Source organism: Paenibacillus glycinis, assembly GCF_009909185.1.
Lineage (GTDB): Bacteria > Bacillota > Bacilli > Paenibacillales > Paenibacillaceae > Paenibacillus_Z > Paenibacillus_Z glycinis.
The window spans coordinates 128,301-152,082 of the sequence record NZ_JAAAMV010000003.1 but is presented as its reverse complement, the minus strand read 5'-3'; the positions used below and the strand labels follow the sequence as shown (position 1 = coordinate 152,082).

19 protein-coding genes are annotated in these 23,782 nt (G+C 62.8%); all 19 read left to right on the top strand.

Annotation, left to right across the window (positions count from 1 at the left end; all coding sequences use genetic code 11):
- Positions 1–178: 178 nt before the first annotated feature.
- Complete coding sequence (locus tag GT019_RS31870; protein WP_235947137.1) at positions 179–1,393, top strand: DUF4430 domain-containing protein; 1,215 nt, start codon at positions 179–181, stop codon at positions 1,391–1,393.
- Positions 1,390–2,283: an energy-coupling factor transporter transmembrane component T gene (locus GT019_RS07345; protein WP_161742402.1), complete on the top strand. Its 894-nt coding sequence runs from the start codon at positions 1,390–1,392 to the stop codon at positions 2,281–2,283. Before GT019_RS31870 ends, GT019_RS07345 begins: the two co-directional genes overlap by 4 nt.
- A complete protein-coding gene (locus tag GT019_RS31865) occupies positions 2,256–4,301 on the top strand; it encodes an ABC transporter ATP-binding protein (protein ID WP_235947134.1) in 2,046 nt (681 codons plus the stop codon). The genes GT019_RS07345 and GT019_RS31865 overlap by 28 nt, the downstream gene beginning before the upstream one ends.
- On the top strand, positions 4,283–5,011 hold the full coding sequence (locus GT019_RS07335; RefSeq protein ID WP_161742400.1) for an ECF transporter S component: 729 nt from the start codon (positions 4,283–4,285) through the stop codon (positions 5,009–5,011). Before GT019_RS31865 ends, GT019_RS07335 begins: the two co-directional genes overlap by 19 nt.
- 69 nt (positions 5,012–5,080) lie before the next feature.
- A complete protein-coding gene (locus tag GT019_RS07330) occupies positions 5,081–10,237 on the top strand; it encodes an S-layer homology domain-containing protein (RefSeq protein ID WP_328803923.1) in 5,157 nt (1,718 codons plus the stop codon).
- A gap of 203 nt (positions 10,238–10,440) precedes the next feature.
- Complete coding sequence (locus tag GT019_RS07325; protein WP_161742398.1) at positions 10,441–12,471, top strand: Na+/H+ antiporter; 2,031 nt, start codon at positions 10,441–10,443, stop codon at positions 12,469–12,471.
- A 339-nt stretch (positions 12,472–12,810) separates the two neighbouring features.
- Positions 12,811–13,458 (top strand): DapH/DapD/GlmU-related protein, encoded by a 648-nt coding sequence (locus GT019_RS07320; RefSeq protein WP_161742396.1) that lies wholly within the window; start codon positions 12,811–12,813, stop codon positions 13,456–13,458.
- A 102-nt stretch (positions 13,459–13,560) separates the two neighbouring features.
- Entirely contained in the window at positions 13,561–14,295 is a 735-nt protein-coding gene (locus GT019_RS07315; protein WP_161742394.1) for a GntR family transcriptional regulator, read from the top strand.
- A gap of 34 nt (positions 14,296–14,329) precedes the next feature.
- Entirely contained in the window at positions 14,330–15,352 is a 1,023-nt protein-coding gene (gene phnD, locus GT019_RS07310; RefSeq protein WP_161742392.1) for a phosphate/phosphite/phosphonate ABC transporter substrate-binding protein, read from the top strand.
- Between the two features lie 20 nt (positions 15,353–15,372).
- Positions 15,373–16,161 carry a phosphonate ABC transporter ATP-binding protein gene (gene phnC / locus GT019_RS07305; RefSeq protein ID WP_161742390.1) on the top strand — a complete coding sequence of 263 codons (789 nt, stop codon included), beginning with the start codon at positions 15,373–15,375 and terminating at the stop codon, positions 16,159–16,161.
- The gene (phnE, locus tag GT019_RS07300; protein ID WP_328803922.1) at positions 16,136–16,924 is read left to right on the top strand and encodes a phosphonate ABC transporter, permease protein PhnE; all 789 of its coding nucleotides are present in this window, start codon (positions 16,136–16,138) and stop codon (positions 16,922–16,924) included. Before phnC ends, phnE (GT019_RS07300) begins: the two co-directional genes overlap by 26 nt.
- Positions 16,921–17,757, top strand: a complete 837-nt coding sequence (gene phnE / locus GT019_RS07295) for a phosphonate ABC transporter, permease protein PhnE (RefSeq protein WP_161742388.1) — start codon at positions 16,921–16,923, stop codon at positions 17,755–17,757. Before phnE (GT019_RS07300) ends, phnE (GT019_RS07295) begins: the two co-directional genes overlap by 4 nt.
- Positions 17,758–17,775: 18 nt before the next feature.
- Positions 17,776–18,216 (top strand): phosphonate C-P lyase system protein PhnG, encoded by a 441-nt coding sequence (gene phnG, locus GT019_RS07290; protein WP_161742386.1) that lies wholly within the window; start codon positions 17,776–17,778, stop codon positions 18,214–18,216.
- Positions 18,200–18,826 (top strand): phosphonate C-P lyase system protein PhnH, encoded by a 627-nt coding sequence (gene phnH / locus GT019_RS07285; RefSeq protein WP_161742384.1) that lies wholly within the window; start codon positions 18,200–18,202, stop codon positions 18,824–18,826. The genes phnG and phnH overlap by 17 nt, the downstream gene beginning before the upstream one ends.
- A gap of 25 nt (positions 18,827–18,851) precedes the next feature.
- Entirely contained in the window at positions 18,852–20,030 is a 1,179-nt protein-coding gene (locus GT019_RS07280; protein ID WP_161742382.1) for a carbon-phosphorus lyase complex subunit PhnI, read from the top strand.
- Complete coding sequence (locus tag GT019_RS07275; protein WP_161742380.1) at positions 19,978–20,889, top strand: alpha-D-ribose 1-methylphosphonate 5-phosphate C-P-lyase PhnJ; 912 nt, start codon at positions 19,978–19,980, stop codon at positions 20,887–20,889. The genes GT019_RS07280 and GT019_RS07275 overlap by 53 nt, the downstream gene beginning before the upstream one ends.
- Positions 20,867–21,763: an ATP-binding cassette domain-containing protein gene (locus GT019_RS07270; protein ID WP_161742378.1), complete on the top strand. Its 897-nt coding sequence runs from the start codon at positions 20,867–20,869 to the stop codon at positions 21,761–21,763. The genes GT019_RS07275 and GT019_RS07270 overlap by 23 nt, the downstream gene beginning before the upstream one ends.
- 15 nt (positions 21,764–21,778) lie before the next feature.
- Positions 21,779–22,510 (top strand): phosphonate C-P lyase system protein PhnL, encoded by a 732-nt coding sequence (gene phnL, locus GT019_RS07265; RefSeq protein ID WP_161742376.1) that lies wholly within the window; start codon positions 21,779–21,781, stop codon positions 22,508–22,510.
- A 63-nt stretch (positions 22,511–22,573) separates the two neighbouring features.
- Positions 22,574–23,764, top strand: a complete 1,191-nt coding sequence (locus GT019_RS07260; protein ID WP_161742374.1) for an alpha-D-ribose 1-methylphosphonate 5-triphosphate diphosphatase — start codon at positions 22,574–22,576, stop codon at positions 23,762–23,764.
- The last annotated feature ends 18 nt before the right edge of the window (positions 23,765–23,782 follow it).

Genomic DNA, 23,782 nt, shown 5'->3' with positions numbered 1-23,782 from the left:
TATGCATGGATAACGCGATTGTTTAAGCCGCCCTTTTTCGGGCGGCTTATTTTTGTTGGCCGGCGACGCTTGCCGCTCGGCGAAGAAGCATGCGCAGCAAGCGAGAAGTTAAATAAGCCATGGGAACCAAGGACGACGGGGTTCGTCCTTGGTTCCCATGCGGGGATGTGAATGCGACATGAAAATAACGTTCAAAAAGCGGCTTGCCGCATTGGGAATAGCCGCCGCGCTGGCGCTCGCCTATTTCTGGGGAGGAAGCGGACACGGCGGCGCGCCCAAGCCGGCCGGCAGTTCCTCCGGCATCTCGGTCGTCCGCGAGCCGGTCTCGAATTCGTCCGAGACGGCAAGCGGAGCGAACGCGGAGGCCGACCCGGCCGGTGGAACCGGGCAGAACGAAGGGGGCGGGCAGGATGCGTCCGGCGCGCCCTCGGCAGAGGCCGCCGCGGACGAGAGTTCAGTCGGTCAGCCAAGCCGCGATGCCGCTGCGACTGCCGGCAGCGCAGTCGATGTCGATGCCGCGGCCGAGCCGGGAAGCAAGCCGGGCGGCGAGACGGCTCCCAAGCCGGGAGGCCAAGCCGCCGGCGGCACGACCGCCAATCCAGGCGGTCAGGCTGCGGCAGGTTCCGGCGGCGATGCTGCCGCGAAGCCCGGCAAAGCGGGAGCGGTCAAGCCGCCTGCCGCATCGCAAGCGCATCCGGGCTCCCCGTCCGGCGAAAGCAGCGCTGCCGCGACACCTCAACAGCCGCCCGCTTCCGCGCCGCAGCAGCCCGCCGCCGATTCGAACGGGAACGGCGCCGCAGCGGGGAAACCGTCCAAGACCGCCGAGGGAACCGCTTCGGGCGATCAGGCGGAGACGGGCGGACGGACGGATGCCTCCGGCGGGAAGAAGGATCAATACCAGACCGATCCGGTTCCGGCAGGCAAGCCGAAGCCCGTCGAATGGCAGGACGTCGAGGTCGACAAGAAGAAGGTGCTCACGGCCACGTTATCCGTTTCCTGCAAGACGATTTTGGACAATCTCGACCAGCTCGACAAGGACAAGCTGGAGGTGCTGCCGGCGGACGGAGTCATCTACCGGTCGCAGAAGGTTTCGTTCTACGAGGGGGAATCCGTCTTCGACGTGCTGCTCCGCGAGATGAAGAAAAACAAAATCCAGATGGAATTCGAGATGACGCCGCTATACAACAGCAATTATATCGAAGGCATTCATAACCTCTACGAATTCGACTGCGGCGAGCTGAGCGGCTGGATGTACAAAGTGAACGGCTGGTTCCCGAATTACGGCAGCAGCCGCTACCTGCTCAAGGACGGCGATGTCGTCGACTGGGTGTACACCTGCGATTTGGGCCGCGACGTCGGCGACAATCAGGCGGCGGGGGGATCGGACAAGTGAGGCGGACGGCCTTCTCTTCGTACCATCCGATCGTCAATTTCACCTATTTCGCCGCGGTGCTGGTCTTCGCCATGCTGTTCATGCATCCGGTCTTCCAGGCGGTCGCGCTGGTCTCCGCCCTCGTCAACTCGGTTCTGCTGAACGGCAGGCGGGCGGTCAGGTTCAACCTGCGCTTCCTGCTGCCGCTGTTCGTGCTCATGGCGGTCGTCAATCCGGCCTTCAGCCACGCCGGCGTGACGATCCTGTTCTATCTGCGGGACGGCAACCCGGTCACGCTGGAATCGATTCTGTACGGCATCGCGGCCTCCTGCGCGTACGCGACGGTCATCGTCTGGTTCTCCTGCTACAACGCGGTGATGACGTCGGATAAGTTCATTTATTTGTTCGGCAGGATCATGCCCGCCCTGTCGCTGATTCTCTCGATGGTGCTGCGCTTCGTCCCGCGATACCGGCAGCAGGTCAAGGCGATTTCCGATGCGCAGAAATGCGTCGGGCGGGACGTAACGCAGGGCAATCCGCTGCGGCGCGCCCGGAACGGGATACGGATCCTGTCCGTGATGACGACCTGGGCGCTGGAGAACGCGATCGAAACGGCCGACGCCATGAAGTCCAGAGGGTACGGGCTGCCGAACCGCACGAGCTTCTCGATCTACCGGTTCGACGGCCGCGACCGGAACGCGTTCGCGGCGATGGCCGGCCTGATCGGCGTCGTGCTGCTGGGCGCGGCGTTCGGGGAGAACGGCATCCGGTACTTCCCGTCCGTTCATGTCAAGCACGCGTCGCCGTTCGGCGTCGCGGTGTACGCGGCTTACTTCATGCTGTGCATGCTGCCGGCCGCCATTCAGATCGTGGAGGAACTCAAATGGAAATCTATCGCATCAAAGAACTGAGCTTCGCTTTTCCTCTGCAGGACAAACACGCGCTTTCCGGCATCGATCTCGCGATCGGCGCGGGCGAGTTCGTCGCGATCTGCGGCAAATCCGGCTGCGGCAAGAGCACCCTGCTGCGGCACCTCAAGCCGATTCTTGCCCCGCACGGCAGGCTTAGCGGGACGATTCATTACAAGGGGAGACCCGCGGCGGAAACGGATCGGCGGACCCAGGCGGCGGACATCGGCTTCGTGCTCCAAAATCCCGACAACGGCATCGTGACGGACAAAGTCTGGCACGAGCTCGCGTTCGGGCTGGAGAGCCTCGGCTACGGCCAGCAGACGATCCGGCTGCGGGTGGCGGAAATGGCGAGCTTCTTCGGCATCCAGAGCTGGTTCCGCAAGCCGGTGAACGAGCTGTCCGGCGGGCAGAAGCAGCTGTTGAACCTCGCTTCGGTCATGGCGATGCATCCGTCCGTGCTCATCCTCGACGAGCCGACCTCGCAGCTCGATCCCATCTCGGCCGTGGATTTTCTGGAGACCGTCAGCAAAATCAACCGCGAGCTGGGCACGACCGTCATCCTGACGGAGCACCGGCTCGAGGAAGCGCTCCCGCTCGCCGATCGGCTGATCGTGCTGGACGACGGCGCGGTCATCGCCGACGATTCGCCGCGCAGGGCGGGGGCTTGGCTGCACGGCCTGGGTCATCCGATGTTCGCTTCCATGCCTTCGCCCATGCGGATATACGCGGGCGTGGAAGCGGGAGCCGATCCCGCCGCGCCGAGTCCGTTGACCGTCAAGGAAGGCCGGCAATGGCTGGATCGCCGCATGAACGGGGTGGCGGGGGGAGCGAATGCAGCGATCGGGCGGAAGCGCGAATTGATTGGCGAATCGGCAGCCGCGCAAGGCAAGAAGCCCGAAAGCATGCCGTCCGAAGCGCCGCCGGCTGCGGCTGAAGGCAGCCAATCGGTGTCTGCAGACGGCGCGGAAATTCTGCCGTCCGAAGTGCCTCCGTCTGCTGCGGTTGCAGAAAGCCGACCGGCCTCGGCGAACGACCTCGCCTTTGCGGACGATAATCGAATGCCCGCCGGAGCCATGTCCGGCAACCTGCCCGGTTCGGCGCCAGCGGCCGATGTACCGCAGTCCGGCGCGTATCCTGCGAATCCCGCTATTAATGAAGCGACCGCGAGAGAGGCGCGGAAGTCCGCGTGGCGGTTGCTGCTGGACAAGCCAGTCGCGGCACCCGCCGCCGCTCCCGCGGTTTCGTTCAAGGACGTCTGGTTCAAGTACGACAAGAACGGCCCCGACGCGATCAAGGATTTGTCTTTCGAGGTGAAAAAAGGCGAGTTTTACTGTCTGGTCGGCGGCAACGGCACGGGGAAGTCGACCACGCTGTCGCTCATGAGCGGCCTGCTTCGGCCTTACCGCGGCAAGGTTCGGATCGACGGCCGGAATCCGGCGGCGCTCGGCGCGGACGAGCTGTTCGCGAATCTGCTGGCCGTCCTGCCGCAGAATCCGCAGACGTTGTTCGTCAAGAAGACCGTGGAGCTCGACCTTCATGAAATTTTCGACGGCGCGAGGCTGACGAAGGAGCAGAAGCGGGAGAAGGTCGAGGCCGCGATCCGGTTCGCCGAGCTGGAGCCGCTGCTTGGCATGCATCCGTACGACTTGAGCGGGGGCGAGCAGCAGCGCGCGGCGCTAGCCAAGGTGCTGCTGCTGGAGCCGTCCATCCTGCTGCTGGACGAGCCGACGAAGGGGCTGGACGGCTTCTTCAAGGCAAAGCTGGGCGAGTTTCTGCAAAAGCTGAACGCGGGCGGCGTCACGATCGTCATGGTTTCGCACGATATCGAGTTTTGCGCCCGGTACGGGGAGACGTGCGCGATGTTCTTCGACGGCGGCGTCATCGCCTCGAAGGCGGCGAAGCCGTTCTTCGCGGGCAACGGTTTCTATACGACGGCCGCCAATCGGATGGCACGGCACCGCTGGCCGGACGCCGTGACGGCAGAGGACGTGATCGCGCGATGCGACGACAGCCGCTGACCGACCGGCGCTTGACCCGGCGCACGCTCCTTGCGGCGGCGCTTATCCTCGTCGTCATACCGGCGACGATGCTGCTCGGGATCTTCGCCCTGAACGACCGCAAATACCTGTTCGTCAGCCTGCTGATCGTGCTGTACACGATGATCCCGTTCGCCCTGGTCTTCGAGCGCCGCAAGCCGCAGGCCCGCGAGCTGATCGTCATCGCCGTGCTGGCCGCCATCGCCGTCGCCGGCAGGGCCGCATTCTTCATGCTGCCGGAGTTCAAACCCGTCGTCGCGATCGTCATCATCGCCGGCGTCTGCTTCGGCGGGGAAGCGGGATTTCTCGTCGGCGCGGCGTCGGGGTTCGTCTCGAACTTTTTTTTCGGGCAGGGGCCATGGACGCCTTGGCAGATGTTCTGCTTCGGCATCATCGGATTCATCGCGGGCGTGCTGTACAAGAAGGGCTGGCTGAAGCGCTCGCGGATTTCCCTTTGCGTTTTCGGCGGCTTGTCGACGCTCGTCGTCTATGGCGGCATCATCAACATCGGATCGGTCATGATGTTCGATCCGGTCCTGACGAAGGAAGCGCTGCTGGCCTCCTACGCCTCCGGCTTCTGGTTCGACTCGGTGCACGCGGTCGCCACGGTGCTGTTCCTGTTCTTCCTCTCGCGCCCGATGATCGAGAAGCTGGATCGGACCAAAGTCAAATACGGCCTTATCGAGCCTTAGCGCTCGAAGTCAAATTGTTCGGACACTGCCCATGCGCGAACGCGATGGAAGGGAAAGGAAGAGAAATTCGTGAGAAACAATCGAATCATTGCATGGCTGCTTGTCGTCGGCCTCATCGTCTCCATGTTCTCCGCAAGCGGGACGCGGGCATACGCGGATGCGGAGCAAGCGGGAGGAACGCCGGAAGGATACATTACCCTGTCCGTGGAGAAATTCACGCTCGGGCAAGGCTATTACTTCGAACCGGCGAAGGTCCCGTTCTATGCGGGAGAGAACGGCGCCGCCGTGCTGACGCGCGCGCTGGGAGCAGAAAACATCGCGCACACGGGAGAGATCACCAGCGCGTTTTACTTGGCCAAGGTCAAGGATGCAACGGCTGAAACGCATATCCCGCAGTATATCCTCGACATGGTCGCGGAGGGGAACAGCGAGATCGGCGACAAGAAGGACCCCGACTGGCTCGGGGAATTCGATTATACGCCCATGTCCGGCTGGATGTACGCGGTCAATAACGTCTTCCCGAACGTCGGCTTCACGGACTATCATCCGTCGAACGGCGATGTCGTCCGGACCCAATTCACGGTATTCGGCTTCGGCAGCGATCTCGGCGGTTCCGATTATAATCCCGGCGGCTCCTTTCATGCTGCGAACAAAGACGATCTGACGGCGCTCGTCGCGACCGTCAACAGCGCGGCGGATAAGGCGGCGCTGCTGGCCGATCCGGAGATCGACGCGGCTTACGAGCACTCGTACGACGTGCTCGGGAATATGGAAAGCAGCCAAGAGAGCGTCGATCGGGCGCTTGCCGACCTTGGCACGGAGATGAACCTGGACGTGGTCCGGCCGGTTCTGACGATCCAGGGCCTGACGGATCAAGCCGAATCGGCAGCCAAACAGCTCAGCTTCCAAGCGGGGGCTACGGATAACGTCACGCCGGGCATCGTTCCGGTCGTGACGCTGAACGGCGCGGTGCTGACGGGAACGGGCGGCACGTACACGGCCAATCTGATCGCCGGCGAGAATACGATCGTCGTCATGGCGACCGATGCCGCCGGCAATCAGGCGAAGCAATCCTTCACGGTGTATTACGACGTTCAGCAGATTGCAAGCGCGCAGTTGGACAAGAACCTCGCCTATATTTTGAACAAGGTTACGAATCCGACCTTCGGCACGCTTGGCGGAGAATGGTCCGTCCTGTCGCTGGCGCGGGCCAATTATGCCGTTCCCGACGGCTATTACGGCACGTATTACGCGAACGCCGCGAGCAGCGCCGGCGCGCTGATGGCCAAGAACGGCGGCGTGCTCGATCCGAGCAAGAGCACGGAGCATTCGCGGCTGATCCTGGGACTCGCTTCGATCGGCAAGGATCCCCGGAAATTCGCGGGCTACGATATGACCCAAGCGCTCTCCGACTTCGATTACGACGTCAAGCAGGGCATCAACGGACCGATCTTCGCGCTGATCGCGATGGACGCCAACCGCTTCGATTTCCCTGCGGCGAGCGCAGGGAAAACGCAGGCGACGCGAGAGAAGCTGATCGATTACATCGTGCAGCGCGAGGTCAAGAAAGGCACGCCCGACGCGGGCGGATGGGGCTTCGGGACGACGGTCGCCGACGTGGACCTGACCGCGATGGCGCTGCAGGCGCTGACGCCGTATTACGCCGATAGCGACACCGTCCGGGAAGCGGCGGACCGCGCGCTTGCTTGGCTCTCCAAGGTCCAGACCGCGTCCGGCGGCTACGCGGCGCTCGGCTCCGTGAACTCCGAGAGCATCGCGCAGGTCGTCGTCGCGCTGTCGGGCCTGAACATCGATCCTTCCTCCGATCCGCGGTTCGTCAAGAACGGTTATTCCGCGGTAGACGCGCTGCTGGCCTTCGCCGTTCCGGACGGCGGCTTCAAGCATACGGCGAGCGGAAGGGTAGACGCGCTGGCGACCGATCAAGGCACGTACGCGCTCGTCGCGTTCAAGCGCATGTTGTACGGCCAAAATCGCCTCTATGATATGCGGGATGCCAGGGAGGTCGTCGTGACGCCGCCGGACGGATTCGAGCCGGTCATCGACATCCCGGCAGGCGATCATGATTACACGATTCCGATTTATGCCTATGACGGCAACAAGGACTTCACGATCCATATCGCCGACGCGCCGGAATCGAAGGTGCGGATCGACGCGGCGGCGAATACCGCGCTTCCCGGGATCAAGGCGGATAAAGGCGGCGTTGCCTTGCAGATTCCGAAGGGCGCGCAAATCCTGAGCGGCGATGCGGCGGCGCTTGAAATATTGACGACGCTGGATCCGGCGGACGCAACGCTCGCAGGTCAAATAGGCGCTATCGTGCCGAGCGGCTATAAGCTCGATTCCATTGCCAAGGCGGTTATGATGGGCGGCGCCGATCCCGTGACGTTCGATCGGTTCGTAACGCTTTCGTTCGCGGGCATGAAAGGAAAGAATGCGGCATTCGTAAGCAAAGGGACGGCGAAGGCGATTCGGAAATTCGCCGACGATGCGGCCGGAAGCGCCAGCGGCCTGAACGAGTACTCGTACGAGGACGGCAATGATTTGATCGTCCGCACGAACCACTTTACGGACTTCGCCGCATATGCAACAAGCGCGACCGGTACGCCGGGCGGCGGCGGTCCCCCGCCGACAAGCCATGTGACGCTGTCGATCGACAAGCAGACGATCGATAAAGGCTACGTAATCGCGCCCGAGAGTCTCGAGCTGCAGTCCGGGGATACCGTGTGGACCGTACTGCAGCGGGAATTGAACGCCAAGGGCATTCCGTTCGCATTCGAATTCAACGCGCAGTACGACAGCGTGTACGTCCAATCCATCGACGGCGACGGCGAATTCGATCACGGCCAATACAGCGGATGGATGTACAACGTCAACGGCACGTATCCGAACTACGGGGCGAGCAAGTACCTGCTGCACGACGGAGACAGCATTCAATGGCGGTACACGACGAACCTGGGCAAGGACATTGGAGCTCCCGATCAATCCGATCCGGACGAAGGCGATCCGGGCGACGACGACCCGGCAGATGGAGGGACGGGCGGCGGAGGCTCCGGCGGAAATGCGCCCGGCGGCGACGGGGAGAAGACTGTTATCGCCGTGCCGGGCGATATCGCGAAGGACCACGTCATTACGATTACGAAAGCGATGAATACCGATGCCGTCACGATCACGATTCCGGCCGTGAAGCCGAAGGTCGTGCTGAATCTGGACGAGGTCAAGGATGACATTCCGATGATCGCCGCGACGAAAGGCCAGCTGTCGCTGCTGATCGACAAGGGCACGGCGCTAAAATACGGCCGCGCGAGCATCGAACTGCTGACGGACCTGGATGCGGGCGCCGCGCTGAAGGCGCTCATTCAAGGCGGTCTGAACGCCGACGATCGGCTGGGAACGGTAAGCCACGCTTTCGCAATGGGATCGCCGGATCAATCGGTCGTCTTCGACAAGCCCGTGACGCTGACGATCAAGGGCGGCAAGGGGCAGCTCGCCGGCTTCATCGAGGGGAAGGCCTTCACGCCGATCACGGTATACGGCTCCGAGGCCGACGGCGCCGAAGCCGCGAAAGGCAAGGATAAATTCGCCTACGCTTTCGCGAAGGACGGCGACCTGATCATCAAGACGAACCACTTCACCTCATTCGTAACGTATTCCCTCGCGAATCCGGCGCCGGGCGACGCGAACGGCACCTTCGATCTAGGCAAGCTGTACTCGGATGCGGACCGCATTGCGTCTTGGGCTTATGGAGCCGTGGGGAAAGCGACCCAGAAAGGCTTCATCCAGGGCAGCGGCGGCAAGCTGAATCCGAAAGCCTCGATTACGCGGGCCGAGTTCGCCAAGTTGATGGTTTCCGTATTGGAGCTGAGCGCGAACGGCGCCAAGACAGGCGATTTCAAGGACGTCCCTTGGGACGCATGGTACTATCCGTACGTGAACGCCGCGTCCCAATCCGGGTTCGTTACCGGATACGCCGACCATCTCTTCCGTCCGAACGATACGATCACGCGCGAGCAGATGGCCGTTATCCTGGCGAAAGCGCTTGGCATCGAGACGATCGCGTCGTCGGACGCGCCCAACGATATGGATCAGGCAGCCGCGTGGGCGAAACCATACGTGCAAGCGGTCGTTTCCAAAGGGATCATGGTGGGGCAGGACAAACTGTTCCTGCCGAAAGCTCCCGTCACGCGGGAGATGGCGGCGGTCGTGGCGATGCGGGCATTCGACGCCAGATCCGGCAGCGGGGAACAGGGCGGCCAATCGGATGACGGACGCCTGCATGCGGTCGAGAAACAAATCGCGGCAACGGCCGCCTTCCAGCTGAAGACGATTGCGGACCCGGTCGTGGGCACGCTCGGCGGCGAATGGACCGTGTTCGGCTTGGCGCGTTCGGGACGCCAGGTTCCCGAGGCGTATTACGCGAAGTACTACGCCAATCTGGAGAAGACGCTGAAGGAAAAGTCGGGCGTCCTCCACGCCGTCAAATACACGGAATACGATCGCGTCATCTTGGCGCTGTCTTCGATCGGGCGAGGGGTCGAAAGCGTAGCGGGCTACAATCTATTGAAGCCGCTCGCCGACTTCGGCGCCGTGACGAAGCAGGGCATCAACGGTCCGATCTTCGCGCTGATCGCGCTGGACAGCAAGCAGTACGACATTCCCGTCGTTCCGGGCGTCAAGACGCAGACGACCAGGGAGCTGTTGATCGACTTCATCCTGAAGCGGGAGATCCCGGGCGGCGGATGGGCGCTCGGGGAAGACGCGGACGGACCGGATCCCGACGTGACGTCGATGGCGATCCAAGGGTTGACGCCTTATTGTGCGACCAACCCCGACGCGCGGGCGGCGGTCGACCGCGGAATTGCTTGGTTGGCCAAGGCGCAAAACTCGGACGGCGGCTATGCCAGCTTGGGCGCGGAGAACGCGGAGAGCGCCGCGCAGGTCGTCGTCGCGTTGACCGGTCTCGGCATCGATCCGGAGAAGGACGCGCGCTTCGTGAAAAACGGTCATTCGGCCTTGGAGGCCTTGCTCGGCTTCGCGGCGCAGGACGGCGGATTCTACCACGTGAAGGCGGGCGCAACCGGCAACGGCGGGGCCGAACCGGGACAGGTGGATCCGATGGCAACGGATCAGGCCATGTACGCGCTCGTCGCGTACGGCCGGTTTCTTAACGGGCAAATCCGGCTTTACGACATGACGGACGTCAAGTGAATTCGGCAAGCCTCGTCCTAGGAGGCGAACAAGCAAGGGCATAGCCTGCCCTTGCTTGTTCGTGCGGATTGGCAGCCGGGCGAAGCAGGCGTTGCGGACGCGTTTTGAGTTATAATGAACGGGGTATCCTGAAAACGGGAGAGCTGCCTTGGGTGAACTTGGCATAGCTCGATTACCAAATTCGAACGTCGGAGTGAACTGCCATGCAATTATTTCTGGTCGTGCTCGTCTTGTTGCTGCTGCTTGCCGTCTCGCAGGTCCTGCAGCGGATGGCGCCGTTCATTCCGCTGCCCGTCGTTCAGATGGCCCTTGGGGGAGCGGTCGTTTATTTGCCGTGGCATTTCCATGTTTCCTTGGAGCCGGAGCTGTTCTTCATGCTGTTCATCGCGCCGCTGCTGTTCAACGACGGTAAACGGACGCCGAGGGACGAGCTCTGGGAGCTCAAGCTTCCGATCGTGCTGCTGGCCGTCGGCCTCGTATTCGTCACGGTCTTCGCGGGCGGTTATTTCATCCACGCGCTGATTCCGGTCATCCCGCTCGCGGCGGCCTTCGCGCTGGCCGCCATTCTCTCGCCGACGGACGCGGTCGCCGTCTCGGCCATCGCCTCGCGCGTCCGGCTGCCGTCCAACATCCAACGGCTGCTCGAGGGCGAGTCGCTGATGAACGACGCCTCCGGGCTCGTCGCGTTCAAGTTCGCCATCGCCGCGGCGGTAACGGGCGTCTTCTCGTTTTGGCACGCGTCCTGGAGCTTCCTCGTCATCTCGCTCGGCGGCCTGCTGCTCGGCGGGGCGCTCGCGCTCGCCATCATCTGGGCGCGCATGGCCTTGCGCCGGTTCGGCATCGAGGACGTATCGGTTCACGTGCTGATTCAGATCGTGACCCCGTTCATCCTGTTCTACGTCGCGGAGCATCTGGGCTTGTCGGGGATTCTGGCGGCCGTGGCCGGCGGCATCCTGCATGCGATCGAGCAGGACCGCTCCGGCTTCACGTCGATCGAGCAGAAATTCGTCTCGGAGATTACGTGGAACGTCATTTTGTTCATCATGAACGGGCTGGTGTTCGTGCTGCTCGGCCTGCAGCTTCCCGATATCGCCCACAGCATCTTCAGCAACCGGGCTTACGATAATTTCAGCGCGATCGTGAACGTGCTGCTCATCTATGCGCTGCTGCTCGCCCTTCGCTTCGCGTGGCTCACGTTGTCGGAGCGGCTGACCAAACCGCTCGGCAGCCGGAGCTACGATTGGCGGGCGATCGTCCTGACGTCGCTGTCCGGGGTCCGGGGCGCGGTCACGCTGGCCGGGGCGTTCACGATTCCGTTCGCGCTCGGCAGCGGCGGCCCCTTCCCGGAACGGGACCTCATGCTGTTTATCGCCGCGGGCGTCATCCTCGTCTCGCTGGCGGTGGCCAGCATCGCGCTGCCGCTGCTGGCGGAGTCGCCGGATACGAACGAGGAGGCGCGCCAGCGGGAATTGGAGCTGCGCGCCCAGATCTTGGCGATCAAGGCGGCCAATCAGGCCGTTCGCCTGGCGATCGACGATTCCAACACCCACTCCGCGGCGATCGTCATCGCGGCGAACGACGAACGGCTGTCGGACGTGAAGCGGACCAAATACGAGATGCTCTCGCGCAAGTCCCGCGAGGAAGAGATGTACCTGCGTCAGCTCGGCATCGCCGAGGAACGCAGATTCATGCAGCAGCTGAAGGAGCAGGGGGAGATCGACCAGGAGGAAGCGGTCGTGCTGCAAAACGTGTTCCGCCGCGTCGAGATGGTCTTCTCGAACCGGTTCCATGTGTTCTATCTGCTGCTCTACGCGCTCTTGAACAAAGTCCTTGCCGTGTTCCAGCCGGCCAAGCGCAGGCTGTACGACAGCCTGAGGGCGAAGGACCGCAAATCGTTCATCAAGCTGCGGATCGCGACCGCCGCGTACGCGCTCGACAAGCTGCAGGTGAACGAGACCTGCGCCGATTCGACCGTCAGCCGGGTGTGCGGGCATTACCGCCAGATGATCAACACGCTCAACAACCGGCTCGCGGCGCCGGATCCGATGGACGTCCAGGAGGAGCAGGTTCAGCTGCTTCGGATGCTGTCGCTCCAGGCCGAGCGGGAGGCGCTGCAGCTGGAGTACCGGCAGGGCAACATCGGACGGCAGCAGTTGAGCAAGCTGCAGTTCCAGGTGAGCATGCACGAAGCGGAAGTGCTGGACAGCAACTGGGGCAATTTCCTGCAAGCGTGAGGAGACCTGCGGCGATAACGAAACGGGATGGCTTTATCGGAAGATCCGATAGGGCCGTCCCGTTTTTTGTTTTGCGGGCGATGCCGCGTGCCCGGACGTCGGCAGCGCAAGAAACGGAGGAAACCGCGACATTCGCGGTTTCCTTCGTTTTTTAGTTTTCTCATGAAAGCGAAGACGGCCGCGCGCAAGCCCAGCGGTCGCCTGCGTTTGCCCGATTGGATTGCCGCGGCCGCACGGGAGGCTTTCATCGCTCCTTACAGGAAATTAAACAAACCTTAACCCGCGCTACATATCGACAAGATAAGCTTGTACTAGAACGAAAGGAAGGAGTGAACAGCCATGGCATTGACTTACGTTCATCGGGAATCGCGGAGGCGGGGGCCATTGACCCGGGAGCCGAACATCGACGAATCGGCGGTCGTGCAGCGCAGCCATTTGGGCGAATGGACGGCCGTCGGGGCGCGAAGCCGCATCATGGAAAGCACGATGGACGACTACAGCTACTGCGTCGACGAAGCGATCATCCACTATGCCCAGATCGGCAAATTTTGCAATATCGCCTCGCATGCGTGCATAAATCCAGGCAATCACCCCATGTGGAGGGTCACGCTGCATCATGCGACTTACCGCCGCGTCGCCTACGGGTTCGACGAGACGGACGATGCGGCCTTCTTCGACTGGCGCCGCTCGCATCCCGTCGTCATCGGCCATGACGTGTGGATCGGCCACGGAGCCACGATCATGCCGGGCGTGACGATCGGCAACGGCGCGGTGGTCGGGTCGGGCGCGGTCGTGACGAAAGACGTGCCGTCCTATACGATCGTCGCCGGGGTTCCGGCAAAACCGATTCGCGAGCGGTTTCCGAGAGAGATGGCCGAGAAACTCGAGCGGATCGCCTGGTGGGACTGGACGAGAGAACAGCTCGAAGAACGGTTTGCCGATTTTGGGGAGTTGGAATCATTTATCGAAAAATATGCCATTTCATAGGGGATTTCATAAAAACGACACGCCGGTTTAACATTCACCTGATGTCGACAAGTTAGCTTCAATGCAACAAGCCGTTCGATAAAAGGAGGTGAAACGCCGACCATGCAACGATTCGCGAAGCAGGAAGTCCCCGAATACCAGGTGATCGCCGATAAGCTGTTCGCGGAAATCAAGGCCGGCCTCTACAGCGAAGACGGCCGAATGCCGTCGGAGCAAGTGCTCGGCCGCAGATTTCGCGCCAACCGGTACACGATCCGGCAGTCGCTCGAGCTGCTCGTGCACACCGGCGTCCTGCGCGCGCACCAAGGGAAAGGGTATTTTCTGTGCGAGAAGCCGCTCGACATCCAATATACGATCACGCCGACCATGAGCTTCTCCGACGTCATCCGCCGGCTCGGCCGCCGACCGGAAGCGAAGCTGCTCAGCCGCGAGCAGCTCGGCACCCCCGCGGATATCGCGGAAGCGCTGGGATTGGCGGAAGGAGAGCCGGCGTACAGGCTTCAAATCCTGCGGCTTGCGGACGACGTCCCGTTATCGTGGAACGAAACTTGGCTGCCGAGTCGTTATTTTCCGGATCTGCTCGAAACCGTCGCGAATATGACATCGCTGTACGTGCTGCTGGAGCAGCGCTACGGGATGGAGCTGTTCCGCATGCAATCCTCGTTTCGTTCGGGGAATCCGACCTTGGCGGAAGCGGGCATGCTGCAAATTTCCCCCAACACGAGCATTCTGCACATCGAAAGCGTCATGAGAGACCAGCACGGCCGCCGGGTAGAGCTGACATCGGCCAAATACCGCGGAGATTTATGCAAGGTGTCGATCCAGTTCGAAGCATAAGCGGGTTGTTAAAAATTTCGGAGGTGCACGTGAAATGAGACAGCGTCATTGGTTTAGTATTCTGACTATTCTGGCAATTACGGTAGTTTTGGCGTTTACGGCGGGCTGCGGCAAGAACAACCAAGCCGCCAATGCGGCGCAAGCGAACAATGGCGACACGAAAGCGACGAACGGCAGCACGAACGCGGCGAACGCGAACGCGACGAGCGCGGATGCCGACAAACCGGCGGACGACAAGAAGGACTGGCCGGAAGTGATTCGTTTCGGCGTGCTTCCGGGCGAGGAAGAAGGCAAGCTCTCGCGCGGCAACCAACAATTCGTGGACGACCTGGGCAAGGCGCTCGGCATCAAGACGGAGCTGTACGTCGGCGAGGATTACACGGCGGTCATCGAGGCGATGCGCACGAAGAAAATCGACATCGCGAGCTTCGGTCCGTTCTCGTACATCATCGCGGCCCAGCGCAGCGGAGCGGTTCCGTTCGCGGTCAAGGCAGCCAGCAAGGAGTCGGCGTTCTACCATAGCTTGATCGTCGTTCCGGCCGATTCTCCGGCCAAGTCGATCGCTGATTTGAAGGGCAAGACGTTCCTGTTCGCCGATCCGGCCTCGACGTCGGGCCACTTGTTCCCCCGCATGATGATGATCAAGGAGCTCGGCATCACGAACGACCAAGTCGAATCGTACTTCTCCAACGTCTCGTTCTCCGGCGGCCATGACAAATCGATCATCGCGATCGCCAAGGGCCAAGCGGACGGCGCCGGCGTATGCGATACCTGCATCGATCGCGTCGTCGAAGCCGGACTCGTGAAGAAATCGGATTACAAAGTCATCGGCACGTCCGACCCGATTCCCGGCTCCCCGCTTGCCTATCGCGGCGACCTGCCCGCGGATCTGGTAGAGAAAATCAAGGCATTCGTCTTCAACTACAATACGCAAAACCCGTCGTTCTTCACGGACGACAAAACGACCGCGTACTTCCCGGTCACCGACGCGGACTATCAAGTCGTCAAGGATACGGCGACGGCGCTGAACATGAGCCCCGAGGAACTGCTGAAATAAAGAAGGGCGGTATGCGAGAAATGGCTTCGTTATTGGAAATCAACGAGCTGAGCAAGGTGTACGCGGACGGCACGGCCGCGCTCAAGAACGTCAGCTTCTCCGTCGCCCCCGGCGAGTTCATCGCCATCATCGGACCGAGCGGCGCGGGCAAGAGCACGCTGCTCCGCTGCATCAACCGGCTGGTCAAGCCGAGCGGCGGCGCGATCCGTTTCCGGGATATCGACGCCGCGGCAGCTTCCCGCCGCCAAGTGCGCCTGCTGCGCCGCCAGACGGGCATGATTTTTCAAGGGTACAATCTCATTCAGCGCGTCACGGTGCTGCGCAACGTCCTGCATGGCAGGCTCGGCTACATGAACGCCGTGAGCGGATCGCTCGGCCTGTTCTCCCGGAAGGACGTCGCGGACGCCAAAGCGATCCTGCACCGGCTCGGGTTGACGGAGCAGATGTTCAAACGGGCCGACGAGCTGAGCGGCGGCCAGCAGCAGCGGGTCGGGATTGCCCGGGCGCTGTCGCAGAAGCCGCAGCTCATCCTGGCCGACGAGCCGATCGCGAGCCTCGACCCGGTCGCGTCGCGGACGATCATGGAGCATCTGAGCGGCATCTGCCGGGAGGACGGCATCACGTGCATCGTCAATCTGCACCAAGTGGCGATGGCCCGCGATTACGCGACGAGAATCATCGGCATCCATAAGGGCGAAGTGGTGTTCGACGGCCGGCCCGGCGAGCTGTCGGAGGAAACGATCCATCGGATCTACGGCGCGGCGCCGGATTGGAGGGAGCAGGGTGGAGAATCGCTTGCTCGCGCTTAGGCGCCAAAAAAGGCTGCAGACGCTGCTCTTCGTCGCGCTGGCGTTGGCCATGGTCATCGCCTCCGCCGTGCGTACCGAATTCACGCCGTACACCGTGTTCCAGGGCGTCGGCGAGATGTTCCGGTTCGTCGTCGACGACTTTCTGCCGCCCGATCTGTCCACCTTCCGCGAGCTGATCGGTCCGGCGCTCGACACGATCTACATGAGCTATATCGGCATGGTGATCGGCGCGATCGTCTCGGTCGTGCTCGCGTTCCTGGCGGCGCAGACGACGGCGCCGCACCGCGGCGTGCAGGTCGCGACCCGCGCCTTCGCCTCGGTCATGCGCAACATTCCGACGCTGATCTGGGCGATCGTGCTCGTCGCCGCCTACGGCCTCGGCACGCTGGTCGGCACGCTGGCGCTGATCATCACGGCGATCGGCACGCTGACGCGGGCGTACGCCGAGATATTGGAAGAGATCGACATGGGGCAGGTCGAAGCCGTGCGCGCGACGGGCGCCTCGTATTTTCAAGTGCTGGGACAGGCGGTCATTCCGCAGTTTTTTCCGGGCTTCGTCGCCTGGTCGTTGTACAAGCTGGAGCTGAACGTTCGCTCCTCGACGATCATCGGCATGGTCGGCGGCGGCGGGCTCGGCTTCGTCATCCAGAAAGGGCTGAAGCTGTTTCAGTTCAAGGAAGTGAGCCTCGCCGTCATTTTGGTGCTGCTGCTCGTGGCGGGCACGGAGTTTGTGACCAGTAAAATCAGGGAGAGGATTTTATGAGCTCGGAATACGTGACAGGCCCGAAGCTGCTGAACCGGGAAGAGCGGCTCTCGACCGGGTCCTCCGGCGAGCCGGCCCGGAAAAGGCGCGACCCCGTGCTGACGGGCGCGGCCGCGTTCGGCGCCGTCTTCTTCGTCTTCTGCCTCGTGAAGATGAATTTCGATTATTCGCTGCTGGCGCACGGCACCGGCAAGCTGATCACGATGTTCGGGGACATGTTCCCGCCGAACGCGGCGGAGTGGCGCTACGTGCTCAAGGCCGCGCTGGAGTCGCTCGAAATCGCGGTCGTCGGCACGGCCATCGCGGTCGTGCTCGCCTTCTTCCTGTCCTTCGCGGCGGCGTCCAACGTCTCCCCGCGCACGGCATGGGCGATCAAGGGCTTGGCCTCGCTGATCCGCGCGATTCCGACGCTCGTCTGGGCGCTGCTCTACATCGTCGCCGTCGGGATGGGACCGCTGCCCGGCATCCTGGCCATCGGCACCCACGCGGTCGGCATGCTGGTCAAGATGTTCGCGCAATCGATCGAAGAAGTGAATCCCGGCGTCATCGAAGCGCTGGAAGCGACGGGCGCGGGCAAGCTGCAGGTCATCGCGCAGGGCATCCTGCCGAACGTCGTGCGCCCGTTCGTGGCGTGGAGCGTGTTCCGGCTCGAGATCGACATCGGCGAATCGACGATTCTCGGCGCGGTCGGCGCGGGCGGCATCGGCTTCGAGATCGCCAACGCGATGCGCATGTACGAGTTCGACAAAGTGATATTCGCGGCGCTCGTCATCTTCGCGATGGTATTCAGCGTCGAATGGCTGAGCAACCGGATGAAATTAAACGTCAAGTAGGGAAGGTGGAAAGCAACCATGAAAAAATTCCGGATGACCCGCATATTGATCGAAGGCTCGCCGCTGCTGCCGGATAAGCTGGCCCGCGAAGTATTGGAGCGCTACGACGTCGCCGTCGTGAAGCCGCCGGAGAACAGCCTCGTGCTGACCAAGGCGCGCGACTCGGTATCCCGGGAACCGTTCTACCTGACGGAGGTGCTCGTGACCGAATGCACCGTCTCGATCGAGGGCACGTTCGGCTACGGCATTCTGATGGGCGACCGGCCGGAGCTGGCTTATCGGCTCGCGGTCGTGGACGCGGCGTTCAACCGGCAGCTGCCGGAAACGGAGGCGTGGGAGACGCTGCTTCTGGAAGAGGAGCAGGAGCTGCTGAAGCGCCGTTTGCGCGAGCAGGAGCTGACGCAGGCGACGAAAGTGGAATTCGATACGATGGAGGAATCCTATGACCGCGCAAAATGAGACGCTGTTCGATCCCGTGCACGACACGCAGCTGTTCTATCGCGAGCTGCTGGGCGCCTTCGCCGAGCCGGGCAAGGTGAAGACGGCCGGCCGGCTGACAGCGGGAGCCGAGTCGCTTGAACCTGACGAGCGGATGGTCGCGGTTATCGCCTTGACGCTGCTGGACAGCGAGGTGCGCTTCGCGGCGGAGCTGGCGGGGCAGGAACGGCTGACTCCCTATATCCGCATGCATACCTTCGCGCGGCCGGTGCCGCCGGCGGAGGCGGAATACGTGTTCGCCGACGGCCGCGAGACGCCTCCCGCCTGGGCGGAGGCGCTGAATACGGGCACGCTGCTCGAGCCCGAGCACGGGGCGACCTTGTTTCTTCGGGTGGACGATTTGTCCGAAGGCGCAGCCGAGGAACCGGCCGGCGCAGGCGAGGCGCGCATCGCGCTGTCGGGTCCCGGCATTCCGGGGGAGCGCGCGATGACCGTCGCCGGGTTGGCGAAGGAATGGCTGGCATGCCGCCGGCAATGGAACGTCGAGTATCCGCTCGGCGTCGACGTGGTGCTGTTCACGGCGTCCGGCAAGCTGGCCGCGCTGCCGCGGACGACGCGGGCAGAGGGATAATTCGCACATAGGAGGTCGATGAAGCGTGGCTTATGTTGCCGTAACGGGCGGAAGAGAAGCAATCGAGAAAGCAAGCGAACTGAACCATTACTATCGGCTGAAAGAATCGGAAGAAGGGCTGGAGCTCGGCTCGATCCGGAAGCAGATGCGCCTGCTGATCGACAAGGTCATGGGCGAAGCGGGCCTCTACGCGCCGGAATACGCGGCGCTTGCGCTCAAGCAGGGGGAAGGCGATCCGGCCGAGGCGGTATTCCTGCTGCGAGCCTACCGGTCGACGCTGGCGCGGAACCACGTGTCGCGCGTGACGGATACGTCGTCCATGCGCATCATTCGCCGCATCTCCTCGTCGTTCCGGGATTTGCCGGGCGGACAGGTGCTCGGACCGACCTACGATTATACGCACCGGCTGCTGAATTTCAACCTGCGCAGCGAGGGCGCCGAGGATATCCGGGCGTTCATGGACCGCTTCGCGCCGGCAGAAGGCGGGCCGAAGCTGACGGAGGAACCGGCGTTCCGCAAAGTCGCGGACCTGCTTCGCGATCAGGGACTGATGCCGCCGATGAAGGCGACGCTCGATACCGAGCCGTTCGACGTCACCCGGCGCAAGGTGATCCTGCCCGCCTCCCGTTCGGCTCGGCTGCAGATGCTGGCCCGCGGCGAGACGGGCACGATGACGGCGCTGGCCTACAGCTCCATGCGCGGCTACGGTTCGGTGCATCCGACGATCGGCGAGCTGCGCGTCGGCTATGCCGAGGTGTCGATCGCCGATCCGTACGGCGCCGGCGATCCGGACGACAGCTTGTATTTGGGCGAAATGCTGGTCACGGAGGTCGAGACGATCAACTCGTTCAAGCAGAACGAAGCGACGGGCGAGGTTCATTTCGTGATGGGCTACGGGCTGGTGACGGGGCAGAACGAGCTGAAGGCGATCGCCATGGCGATCCTGGAGCGGAGTCTCGACACGGAAGGAACCGCGCCGGCGCAGGACGAGGAATTCGTGCTCACGCACATCGACGGCTTGGAGTCGACGGGATTCGTCTCGCACTTGAAGCTGCCGCATTACATTACGTTCCAGTCGTCGTTGGACCGCATCCGCAAAGCGAAGGGCGAGCGGGAGCGGCGGCAGGCGGACACGGAGGAGGAGAAAGAAGATGACGAGCAGCAGCATGAACCGGCCGTCGGAGCAGCACCCGGCGTTTCCTAAATCGGCGTACAACTTTGCATTTCTGGACGAAGGCTCGAAGCGCGAGATTCGCCGCAAGACGCTCAAGGCGGTCGCCATTCCCGGCTACCAGGTGCCGTTCGCGTCCCGCGAGTTGCCGATCGGCCGCGGCTGGGGAACGGGCGGGCTGCAGCTCACGCTCTCGCTGATCGGACGCGCCGACAGCGTCAAGGTCATCGATCAGGGCAACGACGACAGCGTCAACGCCGTCAGCATCCGCAAGCTGATCGAGGAGACGAGCGGCATCGCCACGACGGAAGACGCGGCCGAGGCCACCGTCATCCAATCGCGCCACCGGGTGCCCGAGGAGAAGCTGAACGGCGGGCAGATCCTGGTGCTGCAGGTGCCGCAGCCGGAGCCGCTGCGCCACGTCGAGCGGAAGGAACAGATCACCCGCAGGCTGCATGCCGAGATGGACTACAGCGCGATCTGGCTGACGTTGTACGAGAGCGTCGTCAAATGGGGAAGCATCACGGTCGGCGCCGATTATCCCGTGCTGGTGCACGATCGTTACATCATGGCGCCGAGCCCGATTCCGCGCTGGGACAATCCGAAGCTGCACCAGGCCGAGCATTTGACGCTGCTAGGCGCGGGCCGGGAGAAGAAGATCTACGCCGTGCCGCCTTATACGAACGTCGTGCCGCTGCAATTCGAGGACTATCCGTTCGAGATCGAGCATTTCGTGGGCAAATCCTGCCGCCGGTGCGGCAGCGCGCATACGTTCCTGGACGAGGTGACGGACGGAGAGACCGGAGAGATCCTCCACCAGTGCTCGGATACGGCGTTTTGCGCGAAAACGATAGAAAGAAGGGAATCCCATGTCGCTTCCATCCAGGCTTGATTCGCAGCAACGGCAGGGCGCCGCGCAGGATGCCGCGCCGGACGAGCGTCCGATTCTGCAGGTTAGGAATTTGAATAAACGGTTCGGCGACGGCTGCGCGCATTGCCTGCCGGCGCATGTCGAGCACCCGGGCAACCGCTGCCCGCGCTGCGGGTCGGTCCAGGCCTGCATCGACCTGAATTTCGATTTGTATCCGGGCGAGATCCTCGGCGTCGTCGGCGAAAGCGGCTCGGGCAAGAGCACCATGGTCCGCAGCTTGTATTTCGACGAAGACGCGACCTCCGGAGAGATGTTCATCTCGTCTTGCAAAAACGGGGAAAGCAACCTGCTCGCCGAATCGGCGCAGCAGAAGCGATATATACGCAACCATGTCATGGGCATGGTCTACCAGAATCCGTATCTCGGCCTGCGCATGTCGTATTCCAGCTCGGGTAACATCGCCGAGAAGCTGTTCGCCGCCGATCATTTCCACGTCGGCCGAATCCGCGAACGGGCCGCGGAGCTCCTCGGACGGGTCGAGATTCCGCTCGGCCGGATGGACGAGCCGCCGAAGCGCTTCAGCGGCGGCATGCAGCAGCGCGTGCAGATCTCCAAGGCGCTGGCCAACAATCCGCCGCTGCTGCTGCTGGACGAAGTCACGACGGGGCTCGACCTGTCCGTGCAGGCGCGCGTGCTCGACTTGATCCGCAGCCTGCGGCGCGAGCTGAAGGTCGCGATGGTCGTGGTCTCGCATGACCTCGGCGTCATCCGCATGCTGGCGGACCGGACGATGGTGCTTCGCCAGGGACGGATCATCGAGATGGGCTTGACCGATCAAATATTGGAGGACCCGCAGCATGCGTACACCCAGCTGCTGGTTCATTCCTTGCTGTAAGGGAGGGCATCGCAGATGCTGGAAGTTGTCAACCTGACCAAGTCCTTCGAGTTGCACGTCTCGCAAGTCGGCAAGGTCTACCCCATCCAGGGGCTCTCGTTTCATATCCGCCAGGGCCGGTTCCTGGGCATCGCCGGCCCGAGCGGCATCGGCAAATCGACGATTCTCAAATGCATTTTCCGCACGTACATGCCGAGCTCCGGCGAGGTCTGGTACGATTCGCTTCACGAAGGACGCGTCGACCTGGCGCAGGCGGACGATCGGCAGATGATCCGCCTGCGCGAGCGGGAGCTGGGCTACGTCTCGCAATTTCTGAAGGTCATTCCGCGCGTGCCGGCGGTCGACATCGTGGCGGAGCGCCTGCTCCCCCTCGGCTGGTCGCAGGACGACGCCCGCCGGGAAGCGGAGCGGATGCTCGAGCGGCTGCGCATCCCGCGGAAGCTGTGGCAGGCGTTCCCGGCCACCTTCAGCGGCGGCGAGCAGCAGCGCGTGAACTTGGCCCGCGCGTTCATCGTGCGGCCGCGGCTCATGATCCTCGACGAGCCGACCGCTTCGCTCGATCGCGAGACCACGTCCGCCGTCATCGAGATGCTCCAGGCGATGAAGCGCGAAGGCACGACGATGGTCGGCATCTTCCACGACTGGGACGTCATGGAGCAGGTCGCCGACGAGATCTTGGACATCACCCTCTCCGGAGGCGGAACGATGCGTCCGAAGCCGGCGGCTGCCGGGGCGCAGGCCGAATAGCCGATCGCCGCTCTGGCGTTAACGGCCGGCAAGCAAGCAATTCAGGAGAGGAGATCGCAAATAATGAAGCGAACGCAACGGATTTGCGGCGGAAACATCGTGACGCCGCAGGGCATCCTGCACGGAGGCACGCTGACGATCGAAGACGGCATGATCGCGGAGGTACGCTCCGGTCCCGCGGGATTGGCCCAGGCGGGCGACATCGACGCTTCGGGACTGTGGGTGCTGCCGGGCATGATCGATTCGCACAGCGACGCGATCGAGCACGAGATTTTCCCCCGTCCGACGAGCTGTCTTCCCGTGGACATATCCTTCTATGAACTGGAACGCAAGCTGGCGGGACAAGGCGTGACGACGATCTACCATTCCTTCAGCCTATGGGGCGACAACCGCAGCAACGAAGCGCGGAAGAACGCCAGCGTTCGCGAATACGTCCGCAATATCCGCGAGCTGCAGCGCGAGAAGCGCATGCTGCGTCATCGCATCCACATCCGCTACGAGTTGACGAATCTGGCCGGATCGGCGTTCGTCGAGGACTTCCTGAACAACGGGGAGATCGACCAGCTGTCCTTCATGGACCATACCCCGGGTCAAGGTCAGTACCGCCAGCCCGACGTCCAGATCAAATACATCATGGACAAGCAAAATAAAACCGAAGAAGAAGTGCTTCGCCAGCTGGAGGAGCGCAAGAGTCTGCCGAAGGCCGATCCCGACGAGCTGCTCCGGCTGGCGGCGCTCGCCCATTCGCTCGGCATTCCGCTCGCGTCGCATGACGACGACACGCTGGAGAAGCTGGACGTGGTCGGCGAATGGGGCGCGACGATCAGCGAATTCCCGATCACGCTCGAAGTGGCGGTCGAGGCGAAACGCCGCGGTCTTCACGTCGTGATGGGCGCGCCGAACGTGCTGCTCGGACGCTCGCACAGCAACAATTTGTCGGCATTGGAGGCCATCCGCGAAGGCGTGGTCGACATGCTCTGCTCCGATTACTATCCGCCGGCGCTGCTGCAGTCGGTCTTCCTGCTCCACGGCCTCGGCTACGAGCTGCCCTACGCGGTCAACCTCGTCTCCCGCAATCCGGCCGTCGCGCTCGGCATCGACGGCGTGACGGGATCGCTCGAGGCGGGCAAAGCGGCGGATATCCTGCTCGTCGGCATCCACCGCGACCGCCCGATGACCGAGAAGGTGTTCGTGGAAGGCAATATCGTATGCCAGATGGCGTATCAGCAAAGCTTGGCAGTCTCCTCACTGTAGGGAAGGAAGTGCTTGTAG

Coding starts and splice junctions, on each gene's coding strand:
- GT019_RS31870 (WP_235947137.1), top strand. CDS start 179: ATGAAAATAACGTTCAAAAAGCGGCTTGCCGCATTGGGAATAGCCGCC.
- GT019_RS31865 (WP_235947134.1), top strand. CDS start 2,256: ATGGAAATCTATCGCATCAAAGAACTGAGCTTCGCTTTTCCTCTGCAG.
- GT019_RS07335 (WP_161742400.1), top strand. CDS start 4,283: ATGCGACGACAGCCGCTGACCGACCGGCGCTTGACCCGGCGCACGCTC.
- GT019_RS07325 (WP_161742398.1), top strand. CDS start 10,441: ATGCAATTATTTCTGGTCGTGCTCGTCTTGTTGCTGCTGCTTGCCGTC.
- GT019_RS07320 (WP_161742396.1), top strand. CDS start 12,811: ATGGCATTGACTTACGTTCATCGGGAATCGCGGAGGCGGGGGCCATTG.
- GT019_RS07315 (WP_161742394.1), top strand. CDS start 13,561: ATGCAACGATTCGCGAAGCAGGAAGTCCCCGAATACCAGGTGATCGCC.
- phnD (WP_161742392.1), top strand. CDS start 14,330: ATGAGACAGCGTCATTGGTTTAGTATTCTGACTATTCTGGCAATTACG.
- phnC (WP_161742390.1), top strand. CDS start 15,373: ATGGCTTCGTTATTGGAAATCAACGAGCTGAGCAAGGTGTACGCGGAC.
- phnE (WP_161742388.1), top strand. CDS start 16,921: ATGAGCTCGGAATACGTGACAGGCCCGAAGCTGCTGAACCGGGAAGAG.
- phnG (WP_161742386.1), top strand. CDS start 17,776: ATGAAAAAATTCCGGATGACCCGCATATTGATCGAAGGCTCGCCGCTG.
- phnH (WP_161742384.1), top strand. CDS start 18,200: ATGACCGCGCAAAATGAGACGCTGTTCGATCCCGTGCACGACACGCAG.
- GT019_RS07275 (WP_161742380.1), top strand. CDS start 19,978: ATGACGAGCAGCAGCATGAACCGGCCGTCGGAGCAGCACCCGGCGTTT.
- GT019_RS07270 (WP_161742378.1), top strand. CDS start 20,867: ATGTCGCTTCCATCCAGGCTTGATTCGCAGCAACGGCAGGGCGCCGCG.
- phnL (WP_161742376.1), top strand. CDS start 21,779: ATGCTGGAAGTTGTCAACCTGACCAAGTCCTTCGAGTTGCACGTCTCG.
- GT019_RS07260 (WP_161742374.1), top strand. CDS start 22,574: ATGAAGCGAACGCAACGGATTTGCGGCGGAAACATCGTGACGCCGCAG.